This is a genomic window from Paenibacillus dokdonensis (assembly GCF_004916975.1).
Lineage (GTDB): Bacteria > Bacillota > Bacilli > Paenibacillales > Paenibacillaceae > Paenibacillus_AQ > Paenibacillus_AQ dokdonensis.
On sequence record NZ_STGQ01000001.1, the window covers coordinates 3,496,783 to 3,518,569 of the forward strand.

At 49.0% G+C, this 21,787-nt stretch carries 21 protein-coding genes; 4 read left to right on the forward strand and 17 right to left on the reverse strand.

Going from position 1 to position 21,787, the window contains the following annotated elements:
* Positions 1 to 29: 29 nt before the first annotated feature.
* From rpoZ to E6W40_RS16195, 7 genes are all read right to left on the reverse strand, one after another.
* Positions 30 to 257, reverse strand: a complete 228-nt coding sequence (gene rpoZ / locus E6W40_RS16165) for a DNA-directed RNA polymerase subunit omega (RefSeq protein ID WP_136606394.1) — start codon at positions 255 to 257, stop codon at positions 30 to 32.
* A gap of 45 nt (positions 258 to 302) precedes the next feature.
* Positions 303 to 875, reverse strand: coding sequence for a guanylate kinase (gene gmk / locus E6W40_RS16170; RefSeq protein WP_136607035.1), 573 nt, complete (start codon positions 873 to 875; stop codon positions 303 to 305).
* 16 nt (positions 876 to 891) lie between these two features.
* Positions 892 to 1,152 (reverse strand): extracellular matrix/biofilm regulator RemA, encoded by a 261-nt coding sequence (remA, locus tag E6W40_RS16175; RefSeq protein ID WP_006209218.1) that lies wholly within the window; start codon positions 1,150 to 1,152, stop codon positions 892 to 894.
* Between the two features lie 59 nt (positions 1,153 to 1,211).
* Complete coding sequence (locus E6W40_RS16180; protein ID WP_136606395.1) at positions 1,212 to 2,108, reverse strand: YicC/YloC family endoribonuclease; 897 nt, start codon at positions 2,106 to 2,108, stop codon at positions 1,212 to 1,214.
* A gap of 38 nt (positions 2,109 to 2,146) precedes the next feature.
* A complete protein-coding gene (locus E6W40_RS16185) occupies positions 2,147 to 4,021 on the reverse strand; it encodes a bifunctional homocysteine S-methyltransferase/methylenetetrahydrofolate reductase (protein ID WP_136606396.1) in 1,875 nt (624 codons plus the stop codon).
* 186 nt (positions 4,022 to 4,207) lie between these two features.
* A complete protein-coding gene (gene dapF, locus E6W40_RS16190; RefSeq protein ID WP_136606397.1) occupies positions 4,208 to 5,044 on the reverse strand; it encodes a diaminopimelate epimerase in 837 nt (278 codons plus the stop codon).
* 76 nt (positions 5,045 to 5,120) lie between these two features.
* Positions 5,121 to 7,919, reverse strand: coding sequence for a calcium-translocating P-type ATPase, SERCA-type (locus E6W40_RS16195; protein ID WP_136606398.1), 2,799 nt, complete (start codon positions 7,917 to 7,919; stop codon positions 5,121 to 5,123).
* Positions 7,920 to 8,141: 222 nt separating this feature from the next.
* On the opposite strand from E6W40_RS16195, the gene E6W40_RS16200 reads away from it, so the two are divergent.
* Entirely contained in the window at positions 8,142 to 9,905 is a 1,764-nt protein-coding gene (locus tag E6W40_RS16200; RefSeq protein WP_136606399.1) for an Rqc2 family fibronectin-binding protein, read from the forward strand.
* Between the two features lie 81 nt (positions 9,906 to 9,986).
* Here E6W40_RS16200 and E6W40_RS16205 read toward each other — a convergent pair whose 3' ends face one another.
* The 7 genes from E6W40_RS16205 to E6W40_RS16235 all read right to left on the reverse strand — a co-directional run bounded on the left by E6W40_RS16205 (position 9,987) and on the right by E6W40_RS16235 (position 17,531).
* Positions 9,987 to 10,847 carry a PHP domain-containing protein gene (locus E6W40_RS16205; protein ID WP_136606400.1) on the reverse strand — a complete coding sequence of 287 codons (861 nt, stop codon included), beginning with the start codon at positions 10,845 to 10,847 and terminating at the stop codon, positions 9,987 to 9,989.
* 127 nt (positions 10,848 to 10,974) lie between these two features.
* Positions 10,975 to 11,412 (reverse strand): hypothetical protein, encoded by a 438-nt coding sequence (locus tag E6W40_RS16210; protein WP_136606401.1) that lies wholly within the window; start codon positions 11,410 to 11,412, stop codon positions 10,975 to 10,977.
* Positions 11,413 to 11,794: 382 nt separating this feature from the next.
* Positions 11,795 to 12,058 carry a YlbG family protein gene (locus E6W40_RS16215; RefSeq protein ID WP_136606402.1) on the reverse strand — a complete coding sequence of 88 codons (264 nt, stop codon included), beginning with the start codon at positions 12,056 to 12,058 and terminating at the stop codon, positions 11,795 to 11,797.
* A 40-nt stretch (positions 12,059 to 12,098) separates the two neighbouring features.
* Positions 12,099 to 12,539, reverse strand: coding sequence for a YlbF/YmcA family competence regulator (locus tag E6W40_RS16220; RefSeq protein ID WP_136606403.1), 441 nt, complete (start codon positions 12,537 to 12,539; stop codon positions 12,099 to 12,101).
* Positions 12,540 to 12,652: 113 nt separating this feature from the next.
* Positions 12,653 to 14,530: a helicase-associated domain-containing protein gene (locus E6W40_RS16225; protein ID WP_136606404.1), complete on the reverse strand. Its 1,878-nt coding sequence runs from the start codon at positions 14,528 to 14,530 to the stop codon at positions 12,653 to 12,655.
* Positions 14,527 to 16,212: a DNA repair helicase XPB gene (locus E6W40_RS16230; protein ID WP_136606405.1), complete on the reverse strand. Its 1,686-nt coding sequence runs from the start codon at positions 16,210 to 16,212 to the stop codon at positions 14,527 to 14,529. The genes E6W40_RS16225 and E6W40_RS16230 overlap by 4 nt, the downstream gene beginning before the upstream one ends.
* A gap of 143 nt (positions 16,213 to 16,355) precedes the next feature.
* Positions 16,356 to 17,531: a M20 family metallopeptidase gene (locus E6W40_RS16235; protein ID WP_136606406.1), complete on the reverse strand. Its 1,176-nt coding sequence runs from the start codon at positions 17,529 to 17,531 to the stop codon at positions 16,356 to 16,358.
* Between the two features lie 198 nt (positions 17,532 to 17,729).
* On the opposite strand from E6W40_RS16235, the gene E6W40_RS16240 reads away from it, so the two are divergent.
* Positions 17,730 to 18,077: a YugN family protein gene (locus E6W40_RS16240; protein WP_136606407.1), complete on the forward strand. Its 348-nt coding sequence runs from the start codon at positions 17,730 to 17,732 to the stop codon at positions 18,075 to 18,077.
* Between the two features lie 11 nt (positions 18,078 to 18,088).
* Positions 18,089 to 19,318 (forward strand): putative lipid II flippase FtsW, encoded by a 1,230-nt coding sequence (ftsW, locus tag E6W40_RS16245; RefSeq protein WP_136606408.1) that lies wholly within the window; start codon positions 18,089 to 18,091, stop codon positions 19,316 to 19,318.
* Between the two features lie 61 nt (positions 19,319 to 19,379).
* Here the strand turns inward: ftsW and E6W40_RS16250 are convergent, their stop codons facing one another.
* Positions 19,380 to 19,766, reverse strand: coding sequence for an Asp23/Gls24 family envelope stress response protein (locus tag E6W40_RS16250; RefSeq protein WP_136606409.1), 387 nt, complete (start codon positions 19,764 to 19,766; stop codon positions 19,380 to 19,382).
* Positions 19,767 to 19,916: 150 nt separating this feature from the next.
* Here E6W40_RS16250 and cax point away from each other — a divergent pair, with 150 nt between their 5' ends.
* Entirely contained in the window at positions 19,917 to 20,987 is a 1,071-nt protein-coding gene (gene cax, locus E6W40_RS16255) for a calcium/proton exchanger (protein WP_136606410.1), read from the forward strand.
* An 87-nt stretch (positions 20,988 to 21,074) separates the two neighbouring features.
* Here cax and E6W40_RS16260 read toward each other — a convergent pair whose 3' ends face one another.
* Together E6W40_RS16260 and E6W40_RS16265 are read right to left on the reverse strand one after the other, a co-directional pair.
* The gene (locus E6W40_RS16260) at positions 21,075 to 21,365 is read right to left on the reverse strand and encodes an Fpa/YlaN family protein (protein WP_136606411.1); all 291 of its coding nucleotides are present in this window, start codon (positions 21,363 to 21,365) and stop codon (positions 21,075 to 21,077) included.
* A gap of 129 nt (positions 21,366 to 21,494) precedes the next feature.
* Positions 21,495 to 21,740: an HPr family phosphocarrier protein gene (locus E6W40_RS16265; RefSeq protein ID WP_136606412.1), complete on the reverse strand. Its 246-nt coding sequence runs from the start codon at positions 21,738 to 21,740 to the stop codon at positions 21,495 to 21,497.
* Positions 21,741 to 21,787: the final 47 nt, after the last annotated feature.

Below are 21,787 nucleotides of genomic sequence, written 5' to 3' on the forward strand. Positions count from 1 at the left end.
GAAGCCTTCAAAATTCTATAATCCGCAATTTAACGTTTCTTGAGTTCGTCTTTTTCTGTTGCAGGTTCAGGAATAACACGAAGAAGGTCACCGTAGATTTCCTCCAGAGCTACACCCACATATTTATGTGATCTAGGCTGTTTGAGACTGGTCTTCTCGCCTTCGCGCAGTTGTCTTGCACGTCTTGAAGCAGCGACCACCAGCGAATATTTACTGTCGACTTTATTCATCATTTCATCAATCGAAGGATACAACATGTAACCGCCACCTCTTCTTCATCAAAAGTCTAAACTAATCTCGTCCTATCGTTTCACCTTACAATGTTCGGCTACAATAATAGATTCTATTCGTTTGCACGCGGAATCAATCTGATCATTAACGACAGCATAGTCATAATGCTCCATCAAATTGATCTCATCGACTGCAACCGACATCCGGTGATCGATCGTTGCCTGATTCTCCGTACCGCGTCCGCGGATCCGGTCTTTCAGTTCATCCAGTGATGGCGGCAGCAGGAAGATAAAAACTCCCTCAGGGAACTTTTCCTTCACCTGCAACGCACCCTGCACCTCGATCTCTAAAATAATATCATTGCCGCTCAGGAGCGTCTTTTCCACGAAATCACGTGGTGTACCATAATAGTTCCCCACATATTCCGCATGCTCCAAAAGCTGGTCGTTCTGCATCATATTCAGAAACTGGTCACGGGATTTAAAAAAATAATTCACTCCGTCTTCCTCGCCAAGCCGCGGACTCCGGGTCGTTGCCGAAACGGAATAAACGAGTTCCGGAATTTTGCCTCTCAGCGCGGTACATACGGTGCCTTTCCCGACCCCGGAAGGTCCGGATAATATAAACAATATTCCTTTTGCCATATTACTCCCCAACTCGTTATTCGTCATTATCGTCGTCTTTGCTTGAGAGTCGGTGCGCTACCGTTTCAGGCTGCACCGCGGACAGGATGACATGATCGCTATCGGTAATGATCACGGCACGCGTCCGGCGTCCATAGGTCGCATCAATCAGCATATGACGGTCTCTTGCTTCTTGAATGATTCTTTTAATGGGTGCTGATTCAGGGCTTACAATGGAAATGATTCGGTTAGCCGATACAATATTCCCGAAGCCGATGTTAATGAGTTTGATTGCCATAATCAGGTTAATCCCCCTATACATTTGACTCTTGCCTGTTTTCTGTCGAAATTGCCTGTTTATTCTATATTGGCCAATTGTTCGCGAATTTTTTCCAGTTCCGCCTTCATTTCGACAACACGGTTTACCAGAGTCAGATGATTGGCTTTCGATCCAATCGTATTGACTTCCCTGTTCATTTCCTGAATCAGAAAATCCAGTTTTCTTCCGACCGGTTCATCCGCACGAAGCAATCCCTTGCACTGCTCAAAATGGCTCTGCAGCCGTATCAGTTCTTCATCAATGTTAGAACGGTCTGCGAATATAGCAACTTCCATGCCAAATTTATGTTCATCAAAGGCAAACGAACCGTCATTAAGATCAGACAGCCTTTGTTTGAGCTTATTGCGGTAATCCTCGACTACTGTTGGTGCCAGCTGCATCATCTCACTATGCAGATGCTGAAGCTTGATCAAACGCTGCTCCACATCTGTGGCAAGATGTTTGCCTTCCAGACTTCGCATGGCCGAGAGTCCTTCCATAGCCTTCCGCAGGCCATTTTCCAGGACCGGACCCCATTCATCCAAATCGGAAGCACCCGGCAAGGCAATGTGCTCGGGGGCAATCCACACACCGGGAAGAGACAACAAATCCTTCACAGTCAGCTCGCCATCAAGGCCATACTGCTGCGAAAGATCCTGTGCGGCCTGCAAATACGTTTGTATGGCATGCTCGTTCAGCAGGGCATGCGTAGCATGCTCGTCGCCCTCTTCCTTATTGACGTAAACGTCAACCCGTCCGCGTTTTACATACTGCTGCACCGTTCTTCGCAAAGAGTCCTCAAAGCATGTCCACTCACGCGGCAGACGAAGGACAACTTCGCAGTATCGGTGATTGACGGACTTCACTTCAAATACTACTTTATACCCTCCGTGCTGGAGGGCAGATTGACCATATCCGGTCATGCTAAAAGACATCGGCACCACATCCATTACACTATTGTAATTGATTACGATCAACGAAACAAGGGGGACAATTGGCGGCCCGATTTGGCCCAAACATGCTCGATGAGCTGGGCGCTCATTTCATAAAGCATGAATGGAGTCATCAGATAGATGCCGTTAAAGTGGTCCATCGCTACATCCAGGAGTTCCTTGGCGATCTGAACCCCCATGGCTCTGCCCTCTTCCCCTTCAAGCCCGGCCATCCGGCCGCGGACATCTTCCGAGAGCTGAATGCCCGGAACCTCGTTGTGTAAATACTCTGCATTTCTTCCGCTCGCCAGCGGCATAATCCCCATAAATATAGGAGTCTCCAGGTGGCTCGTCGCTTCTTTGACGGCGCGGATCAGCTCGGGATCATACACAGGCTGGGTCATGATGTAATCCGCTCCCGCAGCTATTTTCCGTTCCAGACGCGCTACGGCTTTATGCAGATGTTTGCCGTGGGGATTAAAAGCTGCGCCTACCACGAATTTTGCTTTTTGTTTCAATGGCTTACCTGAAAAGGAAATGCCTTCGTTAAGCTGTTTGATCATACGGATTACTTCAAAGGATGTCAGATCATATACCGAGCTTGAGCCTGGCAAATCCCCAAATCGCGCAGGATCACCAGTTACAGCCAGCACATGATCAATGCCCAGCGCATCAAATCCCATCATATGTGACTGCGTGCCGATTAGATTGCGATCCCGGCAGGCCATATGCACGAGCGGTCTCAAACCCGTTTGTGCCTGGACCAAATGCCCGAGTGCCATATTGCTCATCCGCGTAACCGCAAGGGAATTGTCAGCAAGCGTAAGCGCATCCGCACCGGCTTGCTTCAATCTTTCAGCACCCTGCATAAACTTGGCGATATCCAGATCGCGGGGAGGATCAAGTTCCACGATCACGGTATGACGCTGTTTGGCTAGATCTACCAGGTTAAGCTCTATTTTCTCCTCATTCTCTTCCTGCGGCAGATGCTCATGGATAACAAGAGGCGCCGTTTGTTCAGGAATGGGCTCATACGCAAAAACTGGCGGTGTGTAGCCTTCAAGCGCTCCGGCAATGGCCGCAATATGCGCCGGTGTGGTGCCGCAGCAGCCGCCAATGATATGCGCCCCCAGATCAGCAAATTTTACAGCCATTTGACCAAAATACTCCGGGCCTGCTCCATATTGATATTCCCCGTCTACGTAGTCGGCAACACCCGCATTCGGATAGACCGACATCGGAGCCGGCAGATGGCCGTCAAGCGTCTTCATTGCGCCCATGATACCGTTTGGACCGGTGCGGCAGTTAAAGCCGATTACATCGGCCCCTTCCTGCTGCATGATCCGGAAGGCTTCCGGCATCGTGTATCCATCGAGAGTTCTGGCCACATCCTCTACCGCGAACTGACAGATGACAGGTGCAGCAGTTAAACGCCGTGCGATGGACAAAGCCAGCGCAAGCTCTTCAACATCATAAAAGGTTTCGAGCAGAATTCCGTCTACACCCTCACTTAATAGCACTTGAAGCTGCTGTTCAAAATACTTTTTCAGTTCTCCGGTGGATACATTCGTCCGCTTCCCGCCCCGGATCGAGCCCACAGCTCCGACCACATAGCCCTGTTCTCCGGCGGCTTCACGGGCGATGCGTACGCCTGCACGGTTAATTTCATTAACCTTGGATTCCAATCCGTACTTGGACAGTTTGTCAAAGTTAGCAGAAAAAGTATTCGTCTCAAGTACCTGTGCGCCTGCTTCCATGTAGCGCCGATGAACATCCCGAATGACAACCGGTGAGGTCAAATTTAACTCTTCATACGAAATCCCTACGGGAAAACCCATTTGATATAAGAAAGTGCCCATCGCTCCATCCCCGACAAGCACTTGAGTATCCAATGCCTTGCGCAAATCCGGCTTCATCATAATTCCCCCAACCTGACCGTAGTTTCATACTAATGTATCACAAAACCTTATATATTCCCACAAGTTAGGATGGAATTAACGGAATTTTAAAAATAGCATCCCAAAGGGCAGAAAAAAGCCTACCAACCCATGCCCGCAGGCAGATTAGCAAGCTTCTTTTGATCAAATACCATCGGCCCAGGTTTATGCTGTTACCTTCCCTGTGTATACAAAAGCCGCTGGACCTGTCATGTACACCCGGTTATCCTGTTCATTCCATTTAATAAAGAGACTGCCGCCCTTCAGGCGAATTTCCGCCTCACGGTCTGTCTTGCCGTTCAGTACCGAAGATACCAGTGTTGCACACGCTCCGGTACCACAAGCCAGCGTCGGGCCTGCTCCGCGTTCCCAGACGCGCATGTCGACGGTTTGGCGGTTAAGAACCGTAGCAAACTCCACGTTTACTTTTTTCGGAAACAGAGGATGTACTTCAAGCTTGGGCCCCCATGTGTTCAGATCGAAGTTTACCGCATCATCCACATAGATCACGCAGTGCGGGTTGCCCATAGATACCGCTGTGAATTGGAATGAAGATCCATCAGACTCAAGCGGAACATTCACAACGGGTGTGGAATGGATCATCGTCGGAATTTTGAGCCCCTCAAGCACAGGCTCGCCCATATCAACGGTTACCTTAACCGCCTTTGCATGATCTGTGTGAATGGAAACCTTCTGCACGCCTGCCCCCAAAGTTTCGATCGTAATTTGCTCCCTCTGCACATAACCGTGATCATACACGTATTTGGCTACGCAGCGGATTGCATTGCCGCACTGCTCTGCTTCACTTCCGTCAGAATTAATAATTCTCATCCGGTAGTCCGCCTGTTCGGAAGGCAGGATATACACCAGCCCGTCTGCTCCGATGCCAAAATAACGGTCGCACCATTTGACGGCAAGCTCTGCCGCATCTTCAGGAAGAACCTGCTCACCATATATCACAATAAAGTCATTACCCAGACCATGCATTTTTGTAAATTCCATCGGTTTTGCCACTCCTTCGTTCGGCTTGTTTACTGCTCACTAGCATATCGTAAGGAGTGGCGAAGTTGTATTAACTTTATGCTGAAAATTTTGTACTTTTCATCACGAAGCGCCCACCGCCGCCTTTGCGCTTTTGGCGTCTGCCGCCCCACACACTGCCAGCACCCATCAGGAAGGTAGGAATACCAGCCGCGACGATCGAAATCGCCCATTCGCGGAAGCCAAGCGGCACAGTCTTGAAAATCGGCTGCAGCGCTTCAATATACATCACGCCAAGCATCAATACGACGGAGGATAATACCGCGAGAACCAGGTATTTGTTTTGCAGCGGATTGCGGTGGAAAATGGAGCGCGAGCTTCTGCAATCAAATACATGGATAAGCTGGGCCAGTACCAAAGTAGCAAATGCGACGGACTGCGCTTTAGCAATCTGGCCTGCATTGCCCGGGTCGGTCTTAAGCGTAAGCCAGAAGGCTCCGAGCGTGCATAATCCGATTAAAAAGCCGCGGCTGATTATTTTCCAGCCAAGCCTGCGGGCAAAAATATTCTCTCTCGCCCCCCGCGGCTTATGTTCCATTAAGTCCTTCTCAGGCTGATCCACACCCAGCGCCATAGCCGGCAAACCATCGGTAACCAGGTTCACCCACAGGATCTGGATCGGAAGCAGCGGAAGCGGAAGCGCCAGCATCATCGCGAAAAACATCGTTAAAATTTCGCCCACGTTTGATGCGAGCAGATAACGGATAAATTTGCGTATATTCTCGTAGATGTTCCGGCCTTCCTCGATTGCGGCAACGATAGTGGAGAAATTATCATCGCTGAGCACCAGCGAGGAAGCTTCCTTGGTCACATCCGTGCCGGTAATACCCATGGCAATTCCGATATCGGCAGCTTTGATGGCAGGCGCATCATTGACACCATCCCCCGTCATTGCTACCACATGCCCTTTCCGCTGGAGAGATTTGACGATACGCAGCTTATGCTCGGGGGATACGCGGGAGTACACAAAAATATTATCCACTTTAGAATCCAGCTCGTCATCATCAATACGGCCCAGATCCTGCCCGGACATCGCCAGTCCTCCGCGCGGTATAATACCCAGCTGATGGGCAATTGCCTCGGCTGTTGTCCCGTGGTCCCCTGTGATCATGACGGTTTTGATTCCGGCACGGCGGCAGGTACTTATCGCATCACGCACCTCACGCCGCGGCGGGTCGATCATCCCTGCGAGGCCGACGAACACGAGCTGGCTTTCAGCTTCTTTTTCATTGCTCAAGGAATCATGCGACCGGATATCCCGGTAAGCCGTCCCGAGCACGCGCAAAGCAGCGGAAGCCATCTGTTCGTTGGCTGCAAGCACCTTTTGCTTCAACGTGGTTGTAAACGGCACCACGTTCCCTTCCCATAAAATATATGTGCATTGATTCAGCAGAACATCCGGTGCACCTTTTGTACACAGTAGCTTGCCGCCTTGATGGCTGACCACGACGGACATCAGCTTGCGCTCGGAATCAAAAGGAAACTCCTGATCCCGTTTGTACAGTCCTGCCATGGATTCCGACGTCATCCCCATCTTGGAGGACAATGTAACCAGTGCTCCCTCGGTCGGATCACCCTTTAACCCCCAAACGGGGCCAACCGTTTCTTCCTTTCCCTTCCGCTTACCTTTCGGTTCTGCTTGCTGCATCTCATAAATTTCGGCATTGTTACACAGTGCACCGATCTGCAAAAGTCGGCGCAATCCCTGATCGTTTCGGATATCAATGGACTTGCCCTTTTCCAGGACCTGACCGGTTGGCGCATAGCCGTCTCCAGTCACTTCCATATCGCGGCCGCCGATCCACAGCCTGGTAACCGTCATTTTATTTTGGGTCAGAGTGCCTGTCTTGTCAGAGCAAATGACTGATGCGCAGCCAAGCGTTTCTACTGAAGGAAGCTTTCGGACAATGGCTTTCCGCTTGATCATGCGCTGTACACCTAAGGCCAATGCTACAGTAACGATTGCCGGCAGCCCTTCAGGTATGGCTGCTACCGCAAGGCTGACACCCGCAAGGAACATGCCTACCGCTGGCTGTCCGTGCAAAATCCCCGCTGCGACAACCATGACGGTCAGGCCGAGGGAGAGAATGATCAAAAGCTTGCCAAGCTGCTCCAAGCGGTGCTGGAGAGGGGTCTGCTGTGTATCCGTATTTTGGATAAGATCGGCAATCTTGCCCATTTCCGTATTCATGCCGGTCCGGATGACAATGGCTTTAGCGGTGCCCCGGGTCATCATCGTGCCCATGAAGCCAAGGTTTTTCTGATCTCCAAGCGGCACTTCGGATTCGGTAATTGCCTGGCTGTGTTTGCCTACAGGTACCGATTCACCCGTCAGTGCCGATTCCTCAATGTAGCAGCTGCTCGTCTCCAGCCAGCGTATATCCGCAGGAATGCGGTCGCCGCTCTCCAGCATGACAATGTCGCCGGGGACCAGCATTTTAGCCGGGATTGAGACCGTTTTTCCATCCCTCAGCACCTTAGCTGACGGAGCTGACAGCTGCTTCAGTGCACGCAGGGATCGCTCAGCCCGGAATTCCTGAACAAATCCCAGTATTCCATTCAGCAGGATGATTGCGATAATTGTAATGGCATCCAGATATTCACCCAGCAGGCCGGACACCAGTGTGGCCCCCATCAGCACCAGAACCATAAAATCCTTGAACTGGTTCAAAAACAGCGCGAATAGAGAGATCTTTTTACCTTCAGACAACTCATTGCTTCCATGCTGCTTTCTTCGTTCGTCAGCCTGTTCTTCCGTAAGGCCATGCTGCGGCTCTACGCTCAGAACCTGCTGCAGATCCTCGGCATTCATCTGATGCCATGCTTTTTGTTCCATGCTTCCCTTTCCCTCCCGCTCTTTGTGCTGCTGCCGAAGATACCGACAGCTTTTCCACCTGTTCTAACGTAAATGTATTCGGACAGGACCTGAAATATCACAGAAGGCGCCTCTTAAGTTTTTGGGCAAACTATGGCATCATAGAGAAGACTGGTTTTTGACCATGAGCATTTTGCTAGGATCCACTTAAATTCTGTAATAAAAGATGGGAGATATATAACAATGGCATTGGACGGAATCGTAACTAGGGCGATCGTGCATGAGCTCGAAGCCTACCGGGGAGCCCGGATTAGCAAAATATACCAACCGAACGACCATGATATTCTGTTTCACCTGCGCACACGCGAGGGCAACGTCAAACTGCTGCTGTCGGCCAACCCGACCTATCCACGCGTTCACTTTACGGACCGGAGCTTCTTGAACCCACAGGAGGCGCCGATGTTCTGTATGCTGATGCGCAAGCACTGCGAAAGCGGAATTATCGAGGAAATCAGCCAGGTGGGGATGGAGAGAATCATTCATCTGACAGTGCGCCAGCGCGATGAACTCGGGGATGTTTCCACCAAAAAAATTATCATTGAGCTGATGGGACGCCATAGTAATATTATTTTGACCGACCCTTCAAGCGGAACCATCCTGGACGGAATTCACCATGTCACGCCAAGCATCAGCAGCTACCGGATCGTTATGCCCGGCTTTGCCTATACCGAGCCGCCGCAGCAGCATAAGCAAAATCCGCTCACGGCTGACCGCAAGGAATTTTTTGCCAAATGCTCAGGAATCGAGGAGCCTATTCCCTGGATCGTCGACACCTATAGCGGGATTAGCCCGCTCATCGCACAGGAAATGATTCATCGCTCCGGCACACCCAATATTTATGATCTTCAAGCGAGTGAGGATGAAGTGTATCAGCGCTGCTCCGCTTTATGGGATGCTTTCAACTCGGTTATGGAGCCCGTCCAGAAAAACGAATATACTCCGGTTACGGGAGCAAACGCCAAAGGCAAGATGCTCTTTTCTGCGGTAAACCTGACTCTGTTAAAAAACGAAGTTAAGCACTACGAATCCATGAGCGCATGCATGGAGGATTATTACGGGGAGAAGGCAGAGCGTGACACGGTTAAGCAAAAGGTCAGTGACCTCCTTCGTTTCCTGCAAAACGAACGCTCCAAAAATATTAAGAAGCTAGATCATCTGCATGAGGATCTGGCCGAGGCTGGCGATGCAGACCAGTACCGTATCTACGGAGAACTGCTCTTCGCTTCGCTCCATATGATTCAAAAAGGCGACAAAGCCGCGGTGCTTGTCAACTTTTATGATGAAGACCAAAAACCGGTTACCATTCCGCTGGATCCGCTGCTAATGCCTTCGGACAATGCGCAGCGTTATTTCAAAAAATACAATAAATATAAAAACAGCCTGGTGGTCATCAAAGAGCAGCTGGAGAAGACGCAGGAAGAAATCCGTTACATGGATGAACTGCTGCAGCAGCTGTCCTACGCTTCCATGAGCGATATTGCCGAAATCCGCGAGGAGCTGATCCAGCAAGGATATCTTCGTGACCGCAGTAAAAAGGTAAAGAAAAAGAAGAAGAACGACCGCCCGACACTGCATGTTTTCACGTCATCGGAAGGGATTGAAATATTTGTTGGCAAAAACAACTTGCAAAACGAGTATTTAACCAATCGATTGGCAAGCTCAAATGATACCTGGCTGCATACGAAGGACATTCCCGGCTCGCATGTTGTAATACGCAGCACCGATTTTGGAGATCAAACATTAGAGGAAGCGGCGCTGCTTGCGGCCTACTACAGCCAGGCTAAAGAATCCAGCAGCGTTCCCGTGGACTACACCCTCATCCGCCATGTCCATAAACCAAGCGGAGCCAAACCAGGCTTCGTTATCTATGATCATCAGAAAACATTGGTTATCACGCCTGACAATGAGCGGATCAAAGGTCTTCCGAATACCCTGAAACAAAATTAACTCCCGCCAATAAAAAAACCACTGGAGAATATTTCTCCAGTGGTTTTTTTACATGCTTATCCGGCTTTGGGCACGATCCAATCAATTGCCCGTAGAGCCCCGCTTCAACTGTTCCAGTACCGAAACAGGAACCCAGCGGCTGCCGATATCACCATGAAATATTACACCCTGTCTTGCCCCGTGATAATCGGAGCCAGCTGTAACAATCAGTGCATATTCATCAGCCATAGCCTGATAGCGTTCCTCCTCAGCCTTTCCATGGTCGGAATGAAAGACTTCAATGCCTGCGGGCTTGGCCTGCTCCAGAATTTCCCTCACCAGATCATCATCGCCGTATATTCCCGGATGAGCCAGCACCGGAGTTCCTCCAGCCTCGCGGATCCACTCGATTGCTTCCAGGGGGGAAATCCTCGGTACTGAAACATATGCAGGCGCATCCTCTCCCAGATAACGGTTGAATGCGTCTCTCATATCCTTGGCATACCCTTTGCTGACCAGAACATCCGCCATATGCGGACGGCCGACGCTCTCATCTGGACACAGCTCTCTTCCCAATCCGGATATAACCTCTTCCATGGTAATCTGGACATCAAGCTCCTGCAGCTTTGCGATCATTTTTACATTCCGTTCTTCCCTGGTATTCCGCAAATCAGCCAGCCGTTTCAGAAACTTCTCATCCGAGCAGCTTACGTAATAACCAAGCACATGAATATCTTTCCCTCCTGCACGGGTGCTGATCTCCACTCCCGGTACTACGTTTATACCGCAGCGTTCCCCTTCTTCCATCGCCTCGAGAACACCTGCGACGGTATCATGATCCGTGATCGCCACAGCCGATAATCCTTTTTCAAAAGCTCTCCGCACGTTATCCGCCGGACTCTGCATTCCGTCTGAAGCCCGGGTATGGGTATGCAGGTCGCATCTTCCTTCAGTCTGGTTCATTTTCTGATATCCCTCCTGATTCTCCTGTCTATGTCCATTTATTGTATATGATCCGAACAAGGCATACAAAAAAAGCATGAAATCCATCATCGGATCCCATGCTGCTAAAAGCTATTGGTTATGTATACTATCTGCGTTTACGCGTGTTCTTAATCAAAGTCATTCTCCGGGAATGGCGCAGCCAGGAATAATAGGATTTCAAATCTCTCAGCTCGATGGTTTCGGACATTCGTCCCAAAAAAGTAACTACGATCATTTTATGCAGAGGATTGCCACTGATGTCATGCTCTCCCTCGATTTCAGTGAATTCAGCGACAACAACCAAATCCTCATCAATCAAGTATACGTCCTGTTCATTACGGTAATAAGGAAGCATCCGGTTTTGCTTCAGACATTCCCACATCCATGCTGCAATATCGTCAATCTGGCTATCCCCGCTCTGAATACGGTCATTATATCTTGTCTTTGCATGATTGGTTATGACAATGTCTGCGACCCTCTTATCACCCAGAACAACATAGAATGGTTCATAAGTGCTCCATCTTTCCATTCCTTTGTCGCGCATGGAACATCACTCTCCACCATATAGGACTTTTTATCTAAGTATATTTACCTATTATATTACATCATCATCACATGTTAAACAAGCAAAAATATCTTAAAATTAATAGGATTCAGAAACAGGTAATTCTATTAAAAAGCCTATTTAATAGACTATATGCATCATTCCTATTCATCTTTTCGTTTTCTTAAAATATAAATAATTGACCGAAAGAGCTCTCCAGTACATAGATCATTATTACTAAATGAATTCCATTGCGATTAAGGGATCATACAACCGAGATTAATGATGCACAAAAAAAAGCAGCCCTAGGGCTGCTTCTAGTAAAAATTATATAACGTTCGATGGGAGGCCACAATTGTGGCAGAAGGAACGGACCGCTTGGCTACATGCCATAATAACTTGTCTTATCGGGGATATCCTTTGTATATTCCGTTTTGATCTCATTGCGATAGGAGCGCTCAATTTTTCGCACATAGGAAAGTCTGCGAATATTCTTGGCAACCTCTTCAGCACGATCCGCATTGACGTACATCACCACATAATGCATACGTCTCGAAATATAATGAACAGTCCCGTACTTTTCAAGATTTCTGGCCGCTTTCACATCCGTAACCCAAATAATGTAACCTGTCCGTTCTGCAAACATCTTTTCCCACCTCACTTTATGTTCCCTGTCTCTTTGTCAATTAACCGCCGCAGCCGCATTTGCCACCGCCGCCGCAGCCCCCTTTGGGATTCGGATCATTGCTTGGCACCTTGATCGTGTCCGACACGGAAAAAGCAATCATCTCGGACATCTGGTGCAGCATGTCATCCAAATTTCTTTCTGCCAGCTTAAAGCGGGCAACCTCTTCAAATTGTTCCAGCTGTTCTTCCACTGCCTTAACCTCATCCTTGGCACTGTGATAGTTTGGATGAAAATGTCCGAACCGCTGGGTTTCATCAAAGAGTTCTTTCTTTTTGGCAAGCATACGGACAAGCTCCTGAACACCAGGATTGCTGTCGACGCGCTGCTTCCAATATAAATAATCAGATACCTCGACGGACTGATTGATCATATCGCCTAATTCATAGGCGTTCATCAGTACGGCAGCCATGTCCATCGTCTGCACTTCAGATACGCTCATGAAATTCATCTCAATTCTATAAAAGTTCAACTCTCTAGGAGTGGACTCTTCTATCATATCATAACCCGAGTTCCTTAAGAAGAGGATTTCTGTACTTCCTTGCCAAGAATATTTCAGTCAAAGGAAGGGAGAATCAGCTTCAGTTCCCCCAAATCATCTGAAAAGAGCTCCAGCTGCTCGAACCTGTCGTTTTCCACATCATGCAAAATACCTTCAGCGCGCCATGGACTCAGGTTAATCGTTAACGGGGCAAATTCCACCCTCTTCCCTGCATGCTGTAAAAGCACTCGGGTCTGCCAGCTTTGGGCTTGTTCTATAATATTTTGCGCGGTTGAACTGTGATAGCTCCTGTAATCATGAAGCCATCTGGAGGGGATCTGATCATGTCCAGGAAATAAGGAGGCGGGCTCCGGAATTTCATGATCAGCTTCAAAAAAGTGGACATTCCGCCCGCTGTATACCACTCCCTGATTCTCATAAATCCTTTCGCTAAGCAAGCTCCCACGCGGTGTATCAGGTATCCCGCCGTTATTATGAATCAGCGGATACTCCGGGTCTTCCCTGTCTCTGCTTCCCGTCGATTTGAGTGGGGCAAGTCCCATGGACTCCAATATTTTGCGCGATTCTGTTACATGAGATGCCGGTATGATAAAATGTTTTGGTCCAATCCGATCCACCCTACCATCCATTCGAGGATTGGCAGCAATCGCATCCCCTTCATCTTCATTCACACAGGACAACAATAGCACCTCGTCAAAACGGGTCCGGCCGATCTCTTTCCCCCACTGTTCAAGCGCAGCTTCCACATGGCCCGGTATTTCGTGAGCGGAACTTGCTGTTAAAAAGCTTAGGATCTCAACTGTTCGCATCCCATTCTCCACCGCCTTGGCCACACTTGACCTCGTCAGCTTGTATACAGACATCCGGTCGGATTGTACCAAATCGGCACAAGCAAGCAGCTTCCAGCGCTGGATGTATGGCACACCGGGAGGACAGATGATATCAAAATCAGGCTGGACATACAAACTTTCGTTCTTCGGTTCATGCACTTCATTCGTTTCAAACAGCAACGGCCGCGGATCCATATTCCAGCGAAAAGCATACTTTCCGTCATTCATTTCAGCTACATCTCCCCAACCAAAGCCAGCTAAGGCATACAGCCAGGCAGCAGCCCTTTCCATACTGCGATCCGCTTCCAGCATTCCCTCGGTATCCATCCACTGCAGGACGGAAGACATGTCAAACCACATGCCCTCCTGAAACGCAGGCAGACAGATCAAATAACGAAGCAGCTGCATATCAGCCTCATTCTGGCTGTAACGTTCACTGACCGTACGAAGCAGCACCCGATTCATCTCTTGTTCCGTGAGGCTTAGCCAGTCACGAAGGCGTTCCTCCACGATGATCAGAGAGCCTGCCGTTTTAGAAAGCAATCCTATGCATAACAGCAGGTCAAGAATCACCGCAGACGCCGGACCATACATCTCTTGATGGGCATATTGAAGTCCTAGCCGCTCCAAATGCACTTCCTTTAAGTAGATGAGCTCCTGCAGCTTTTGCAGACTCTTTTTATGAATCGTTCCTTTGGCCGTCAAAGGAAGTCCTTGTTCCGCCGCATAGGCAAGCGTGTGAAGCAGATCGAGGGCAAGCCCCGGCCCTGACTCACACCGGATGTCCAGCTCCGATTCATCCACATGTCTTGGAACAGGCGTATAAAAAACCGGCAAGAGCTGTATCAGCTTATCCACCGGAATAAAATAAAGCCTCTCCCCCCAGGATTTCTTCACTGCCTGCACCCAGCCATGTTTTCTTAAGTGTATGAACGAGAGCTTCAGCTCCGCTCCACTGCGGTTCATGCTGCTCATCTCTTTCCAGGCTTGCTCACTGAAGGATATTCCGCCGAATCGGCCGACCAGCATGCGCAGCAGTTCAAGATCAGTTGCAGCAAGCGGGCTTAAGCTTACTTGTGGTAATGGTGTTTCGTTGCTCATGTCCCGGATCGTACCTCCTTGGCGGAATGGACTGTATATTCATAACCCTGTTCAATGAGAAACATCTGGCGGCGGACGGCAAATTCCTCTTCCTTGCTATTTTCAGAAACAAGCGTATAAAAATAGGCCCGGTTGTCTCCGGCTTTCGGACGCAAAAGCCTTCCCAGCCGCTGAGCTTCCTCCTGCCGTGATCCGAAGCTTCCTGATATTTCGATCGCCACTGATGCATCAGGGAGATCCACAGCAAAGTTCGCGACCTTGGAAACAACCAGCACAGGTATTTCCCCTTTTTTAAAGGCAGCATATAAAGCTGTACGCTGCTGCTGTGGCATTTTCCCGCTGATAAGTGGAGCTTCAACCGCATCTGCGATTGCATGCAGCTGATCCAGATATTGACCAATAATGAGAATACCAGCAGTTGCATGTCTGTTCAGCAGCTCTTTCACGGTATGCATTTTGGCCGGATTCTCCGCAGCAAGACGAAATTTCTCTTTGCCTTCCGCGTATAAGTATTGCTCGCGCAAATCCGCTTCCATGGGTACACGAATTTCACAGCAATCCACCCTTGCGATCCAGCCTTTGGCTTCAAGCTCCTTCCAGGGCATTTCATATCGCTTCGGACCAATCAGTGAAAATACATCCTGCTCGCATCCGTCCTCACGGACAAGAGTTGCTGTCAGTCCAAGCCTGCGTGTAGCCTGAATATCGGCTGTTGCCCGGAATACCGGTGCAGGCAGGAGATGCACCTCATCATAGATGATCAAACCCCAGTTCCGTTCATTAAATAGCTTCATATGTTCAAAATCATCGTCTTTGGAGCGCCGATGTGTCAGGATTTGATATGTCGCGACCGTTACCGGCTTTACTTCTTTTTTTTGGCCAGTATATTGGCCCACATCGGATGATTGTAACGTCGTCTTCCCCGTCAGCTCCTGAATCCACTGCTCCACGGAAGTCGTATTGGATGTTAGAATCAAACACTCACACTGCTGGCGTTCCAGCGCTGCAATGCCTATTACGGTTTTGCCCGCGCCGCAAGGCAGGACGAGCACACCGCTTCCTCCAATGCCCGCCACTCCTTCGAAAGCCGCTACTGCTTCCTCCTGGTAGCTTCGCAGGGCAAATCCATTACCCTCGCTTCCATGTTTCCACTCAAGCTGCAGGGCCTGTCCTTCATGATAGCCGGCCAAATCCAGCACGGGAAACCCATGGTGCATGAGCTCCTGCTTGAGACATCCTCTTTTATCCGCTTCAAGCCGGACCTCTAGCGGTGAAATCCGGGACAGCCCTAGCGCTGCCAATGCCGGCACTTCCAATATTCCGTTAAGAAAAAGGCTGTCTGAAGCCGACAGAAGCAGCATATTAGCGTTTCCCTCTTCTTTTTGCAGCTTTAGTTTGCCATATCTCGTAACGAGCTCGCGGATCTCCTGCAGTAATCCTGCCGGCACGCCCCATCTGGACAGGGATGTGAGTTCAGCCGCAATTTCATCCGTTGTACAGCCTAATGCCGCTGCATTCCAAAGGGAAAGCGGTGTAATTCTATAAGTATGAAACGCGGATGGACTCTTTACAAGCTCCGCAAACCGGGATAATTTCTCCCTTGCCGCCTCGAATCCGGGATGACCGCATTCCAGCAGAACTGTCCGGTCTCGCTGGACGATACAGGCTTTTAGATCGTTCATACTCGTCTCCTTTCTTATATCGAGAAAAAAGTTCATTCCCTGATGAAGGAAATGAACTTTCGGTCTTGTTCCGTGTCATTATATTTTCCCAATGTTCGCCAAATCATTCTCACCGAGACTCCATTTCATTCTCTGCAACGGTACTACTCCCAGCCCTGATATGACTGAGTCATCGTCACCATAAGCTTGGCTGCGCTAAGCATCGCTGTTTCATCAAAATCGAAACGGGGATGATGATGCGGGTAGATCGCTTGGATGCTTGCATTGCCTGCACCGACGAACATAAAGCAGCCTGGTATTTGCTGCAGGTAGTAGGAGAAATCCTCCGCAGGCATAATTTTTTCACACTGGGATACATTTTCTGCTCCAAATATGCTTGGTGCTTCCCGAAAAAAACGCCCGGACTCGTCATCGTCATTCACTAGCGGAGGATAACCCATCAGATAATCGACTTTTGCCTCTGCACCATAAGTTTTGGCCGTCAAATGGCTGATTTCTTCGATCCGGGTGCGGATCAGCTCCCTCGTCTCTTCGTCAAAGGTGCGTACCGTGCCTGTTATGCGGCAGGATTCGGCAATGACATTTTGCGCGCTTCCGCCCTTAATGGTGCCAATCGTCACGACAGCCGGCTTTAATGGGTCTACCGTACGACTGACGATGCTCTGCAGCTGCAAGACAAGCGCCGCCCCCGCAACTACGCTGTCAACGGTTACATGCGGCATTCCGCCATGGCCGCCCTTACCCAGTATATCTATAAAAAACTCATCAGCCGCTGCCATAAGCGGTCCCGGTGCGCTTGCCGCCGTACCTACCGCAAATGGCGTCCACAAATGAACCCCATAAATGACATCGACTCCCTGCAGGACCCCGGCTTCAATCATGCCTCGAGCGCCACCAGGACATACTTCTTCTGCCGGCTGGAAGATGAAACGAATTTCTCCCTGCACATCCTTTTGACGCTGACAAAAATATGTAGCCACCGCAAGCAGCGTCGAGGTATGACCATCGTGACCGCAAGCATGCATGACGCCTTCTACTTCGGAAGAATATTCACAGGATTTCTCATCCTGGATCGGCAGTGCATCCATATCGGCACGAAGCGCCACGGTTTTACCCGGCTTGCCGCCTTTTAAAATGGCCAGAACGCCATGACCGCCGCCAACGCGTGTAGAAACCTCAAGTCCAAGCTCCCGCAGTATCCCGGCAATAAATTGCGATGTTTTCTCTTCATGGTACGAAAGCTCCGGATGGCGGTGCAGATAGCGTCTCCACTCCACCATTTGCGGCTGCAGTGCATTTAACAATGCCTCTTCTCTCATGTAAACACGTCCTCTCGCCCAAGAATGTCCTATCACATTGTTTTCCACAACCTGGTCACAATGCCTTTTTTCTATTGTAGCAGAAACGATTGAAATGGGGTATGTCCCCCTGTAGTGGCAAGGCTTGCACAAGTGCCTGAAACATAATATCATGAGTAAAGAACTCTACAGGCATTTAAATAAGGAGGATTTTATAGGATGATTTTTGAAAATACAGGACTTGTCGGACTGAAAAGCGACTTGGCATTTATGGATGAAGTTGCCGAAAAAACAGGATTTGTACGTTGGCAGTGGGAGTACTTCCGTGCTACATACGAATATAAAATCGAAGACACAGATACCAATTCCGAATACTTTGTGCGCATGAACACACGCGCTATAGAAGGCAAGCTGGAAAAGCCGGATACCGTGCTCGAAATCGAAGCCGTTTACATGGGAAAAGCCACCTTCCCTCATGGCTTGGAATATGAATCCCCGATTCCTTCCAAGATTCTTAACACGGCCAATAAAAAAATCCAGCAATTCAAAGCCGCACTGGAAGCCTAAGCAGGTCTCTTATGAATCAGAAAAAACCCCAACCCAAGAAGAGAGGGACGCCGGATTTCCAACTGCTTATCCTTACTTTTTTGTTGGTCGGTTTTGGGCTGGTGATGGTGTTCAGTGCCAGTTCAAGTCTCACCATTTCCAGCAGTAAATTCAATAATGATCCGCTTTATTTCACGAAAAAGCAGTTCGTTTGGGCTATGCTTGGCACATTTGTAATGTTTGTCTCGATGAACATCCATTACAGCAAGTATAAAAAGCTCTTTGTCCCACTGTTTATTGTTACGGTGATCATGCTTGCGATCGTGCCTTTTACCAAAAGCGTCAATGGAGCTCGAAGCTGGTTGGGCATTGCAGGTCTGGGAATCCAGCCGACAGAGTTAGCCAAAATTGCGATCATTCTCTACCTCTCCGCCTTGATCGTCAAGAAGGGAGAACGTTTCAGGGATTTGAGGACAGGCTATATTCCCGTTATGGTCATTGTCGGTTTTGTTGCAGGACTGATCATGATGCAGCCGGATCTGGGTTCGACCCTGATTCTCGTGGCGACCAGTGCGATCATTATTTATGCAGGTGGTGCCAGCTTGAAGCATATGCTCGCCTCGGCCGCGCTGTTGATCCTAGGAGCCAGCCTGGTGCTCGGTGCCAATTATTTGATCAAATCGATTGCGCACAGTGATGAGCCCCAGACGCAGTCCAGCAATTACAAAATGGGAAGAATTACGGCATGGATTGATCCGTACCAGGATGAGAAGGGCGACGGCTACAATCTCATTCAGTCTTTGACCGCCATCGGAAACGGACAGCTTACAGGCACCGGCTTCGGGAAAAGCATTCAAAAGCTGAATTATATTAAAAACCCGTACAATGACTTTATCTTCCCTGTCATGGCAGAGGAATTCGGGTTCATTGGAACGAGCCTCTTCCTGCTGGTATACATTTATTTCATATGGCGAGGAATCATCATCGCGCTCAGGTGTACCGATCCCTTTGGAACGCTCGTCGGCATCGGCATCATGGGACTTTTCGCGATTCAGGCCTTCGTCAATATTGGCGGCGTGTCGCAGACGATTCCGCTGACCGGGGTTACGCTTCCTTTTATCAGTTACGGAGGAACTTCCCTGCTCATCATGATGTTTGCCATGGGAATCATGCTTAGCATCTCAAGACAAAGCAACCAGCCTGTTCAGCAGGAGGTTGTGAAGTCCGTAAATATTAAAAGAGACTACCGGAGGTCCGTGTAGTCTCTTTTTTTGCCTGTTGTGTAATAACATCCATGGATGTTTTTCTTTGTGCGTATGTGTTTTATTTTGCTCGGGATGGAATGTCTTCAATTTCATCATCCTTGAAAGCGACGCCTTCAACCTTGACGTTGACTTCCACGACTCGAAGACCTGTCATGCTTTCGACTGCTTCCCGCACGTTTTGTTGCAGCATGCGGCAAACCTCATGAATTGGAGTTTCATACAAAACGATGATCCGCAGATCGATTGCAGCTTCAAGCTGCCCCACTTCCACGGTGACGCCCTTCTGTACATTTTTTCCGCTCAGGCGTTTGGCCCATCCTTCGGATAATCCGCCGGACATTGCAGCAATGCCGGGGGTTTCCAGAGCCGCCAAACCGGCGATTTTCGATACGACATCATCCGATATCCGGATCGTTCCCGTCTCCAGTTGAAGCTGTTCAGTCATACCCCTTCCTCCTTCACCTCATTATCAGTTATTGTAAATCCTAGAGGGACCAAAAAGCAAATATTGAACCCAAGATTTGTTTACAACCCTATACGTTTTGGGTATATTGAAAAAGAATCTTTATCCTACATATCACCGAGGTGTCGAAAATTGAAAAAATGGTTGAGCCCTTTTTTACTGATTGCATTTTTTGTTCTTAGTGCAATAGCACATTATGCGGGCTGGGATCCTATAGTCCAATTCATCCTGGCAGCCATTTCTGTAATCTTCGTGGCAGGGTTCCTGGGTAAAGCGACCGAGAATGTAGCTCATTACGCAGGTCAACGTCTGGGCGGTTTCTTGAACGCAACCTTCGGTAACGCAGCCGAGTTGATTATCGCCATCTTCCTCGTCAAAGAGGGTCTGTTCGATATGGTGAAGGCCAGTTTGACCGGTTCCATTATCGGCAATCTACTTCTCGTGCTTGGTTTGAGCATTTTTGCGGGTGGAGCTAAATTCAAGATACAAAGCTTTAACGTTTCCCTTGCCGGTATGAACGGCTCGCTGATGATTGTGGCGGTCATTGCCCTGTTTGTTCCGGCTGTATTCCTGAACACGCATTCGATTACCACAAGTGATACCAAAACGCTCAGTTTGATTGTAGCCGGTATATTAATCGTAGCTTATATTGCCTGGCTTATCTTCTCCATGATCACACATAAAAATTACCTGTCCGACGTATCCGAAGATTCCGATGAGGAACTGCCGCATGAGCACGCTCCGGAATGGACCAAGGGCAAGGCCATTCTGTATCTGATCATTGCAACCGTGATGGTAGCCTTCGTGAGTGAATGGCTGGTCGGCACACTTGAAACATTCACTACCCGTTTCGGACTCAGCGAACTGTTTGTCGGTGCCTTCCTGGTGGCTATCATCGGAAATGCAGCCGAGCATAGCGCGGCTATTATGCTCGCGATGAAAAACAAAATTGGTGCAGCCGTGGAAATCGCCGTAGGCAGCAGCCTGCAGATCGCCTTATTCGTGGCTCCGGTGCTTGTGTTTGCCAGTTATTTCTTCGGCAATACCATGAATCTAGTATTTACCACTATCGAGCTTCTCGCCATCGGAGTCGCCGTCTTTATTGCCAAGTCGATCATCCAGGACGGGAAGACCAACTGGTATGAAGGGCTGCTGCTGTTGGTCGTGTATCTGATTCTCGGTGTTTCCTTCTTCATGGTGTAATAATAGTTGCAGCTTTACCCTACAAAAAAAGCATGGACTCCATATGGAGTTCATGCTTTTACCATGTAAACCCGTAAAACAGGCTTATTATGCTTCCTTGTTATTCAAGGCCTCGTAAAGGATGGCCAGATTACGTTCAAGCTGGCTGACAAGCTGTTTGCCAGTAAGTTCAGGCAAAAGTCCAGCTCTTACCGCAAAGTCAACTTGTCTTGAAAATCCGTACATCTGGGTGTCCAGCACTTCCTCATAGAGAGGGCAATAGCGGGTTGCCAGATTCTCCATTTGTACTTCGATCAGCTTCTGTATTTTATCTGCATCTTCTTGCAGAAGACTAATTGCTTTCATGTTCAACTGTTCCTGCAGCTCAGAAGAAGTCATGCATCTTCCCCCCTATGTCCAAAAGTCACACCCTCGTTCTCTTCTCTAATATTAGACGAAATCAGTGCCCAATACAAGAACCTGCAAAAAAAAGCGTCCCACCGTGTTGGGTAGGACGCTTTTCCAAGTTTATTCTTCTACAAGCTCAACTTTGAGGCCGTGTTTTGCAAACACTTCCTGCATAGCCGCTTTAGCCTCATCCGCATCCGGTCCATGAACATGAAGCTCATAGCCTTTATTGCTAACAAGGGTCGTAAACAAACCCAGAATGCTCTTTACATCAATGTACTTGTTGTCAGCCTGAAGCACGATTGACGAAGTAAACTGGCCCGCCGTTTGGGCGATTTCCACAACAGCTGCATTATTACTGGACATAGTGATCCCTCCGTAGCTTTGATATCAGGTATAATATCATTTTACCA

What these genes read in the sequence shown, in the direction of transcription:
- rpoZ (WP_136606394.1), bottom strand. Translation starts at nt 257, where the DNA reads ATGTTGTATCCTTCGATTGATGAAATGATGAATAAAGTCGACAGTAAA.
- gmk (WP_136607035.1), bottom strand. Translation starts at nt 875, where the DNA reads ATGGCAAAAGGAATATTGTTTATATTATCCGGACCTTCCGGGGTCGGG.
- remA (WP_006209218.1), bottom strand. Translation starts at nt 1,152, where the DNA reads ATGGCAATCAAACTCATTAACATCGGCTTCGGGAATATTGTATCGGCT.
- E6W40_RS16180 (WP_136606395.1), bottom strand. Translation starts at nt 2,108, where the DNA reads ATGTCTTTTAGCATGACCGGATATGGTCAATCTGCCCTCCAGCACGGA.
- E6W40_RS16185 (WP_136606396.1), bottom strand. Translation starts at nt 4,021, where the DNA reads ATGAAGCCGGATTTGCGCAAGGCATTGGATACTCAAGTGCTTGTCGGG.
- dapF (WP_136606397.1), bottom strand. Translation starts at nt 5,044, where the DNA reads ATGGAATTTACAAAAATGCATGGTCTGGGTAATGACTTTATTGTGATA.
- E6W40_RS16195 (WP_136606398.1), bottom strand. Translation starts at nt 7,919, where the DNA reads ATGGAACAAAAAGCATGGCATCAGATGAATGCCGAGGATCTGCAGCAG.
- E6W40_RS16200 (WP_136606399.1), top strand. Translation starts at nt 8,142, where the DNA reads ATGGCATTGGACGGAATCGTAACTAGGGCGATCGTGCATGAGCTCGAA.
- E6W40_RS16205 (WP_136606400.1), bottom strand. Translation starts at nt 10,847, where the DNA reads ATGAACCAGACTGAAGGAAGATGCGACCTGCATACCCATACCCGGGCT.
- E6W40_RS16210 (WP_136606401.1), bottom strand. Translation starts at nt 11,412, where the DNA reads ATGCGCGACAAAGGAATGGAAAGATGGAGCACTTATGAACCATTCTAT.
- E6W40_RS16215 (WP_136606402.1), bottom strand. Translation starts at nt 12,058, where the DNA reads ATGTTTGCAGAACGGACAGGTTACATTATTTGGGTTACGGATGTGAAA.
- E6W40_RS16220 (WP_136606403.1), bottom strand. Translation starts at nt 12,539, where the DNA reads ATGAGCGTATCTGAAGTGCAGACGATGGACATGGCTGCCGTACTGATG.
- E6W40_RS16225 (WP_136606404.1), bottom strand. Translation starts at nt 14,530, where the DNA reads ATGAGCAACGAAACACCATTACCACAAGTAAGCTTAAGCCCGCTTGCT.
- E6W40_RS16230 (WP_136606405.1), bottom strand. Translation starts at nt 16,212, where the DNA reads ATGAACGATCTAAAAGCCTGTATCGTCCAGCGAGACCGGACAGTTCTG.
- E6W40_RS16235 (WP_136606406.1), bottom strand. Translation starts at nt 17,531, where the DNA reads ATGAGAGAAGAGGCATTGTTAAATGCACTGCAGCCGCAAATGGTGGAG.
- E6W40_RS16240 (WP_136606407.1), top strand. Translation starts at nt 17,730, where the DNA reads ATGATTTTTGAAAATACAGGACTTGTCGGACTGAAAAGCGACTTGGCA.
- ftsW (WP_136606408.1), top strand. Translation starts at nt 18,089, where the DNA reads ATGAATCAGAAAAAACCCCAACCCAAGAAGAGAGGGACGCCGGATTTC.
- E6W40_RS16250 (WP_136606409.1), bottom strand. Translation starts at nt 19,766, where the DNA reads ATGACTGAACAGCTTCAACTGGAGACGGGAACGATCCGGATATCGGAT.
- E6W40_RS16260 (WP_136606411.1), bottom strand. Translation starts at nt 21,365, where the DNA reads ATGACTTCTTCTGAGCTGCAGGAACAGTTGAACATGAAAGCAATTAGT.
- E6W40_RS16265 (WP_136606412.1), bottom strand. Translation starts at nt 21,740, where the DNA reads ATGTCCAGTAATAATGCAGCTGTTGTGGAAATCGCCCAAACGGCGGGC.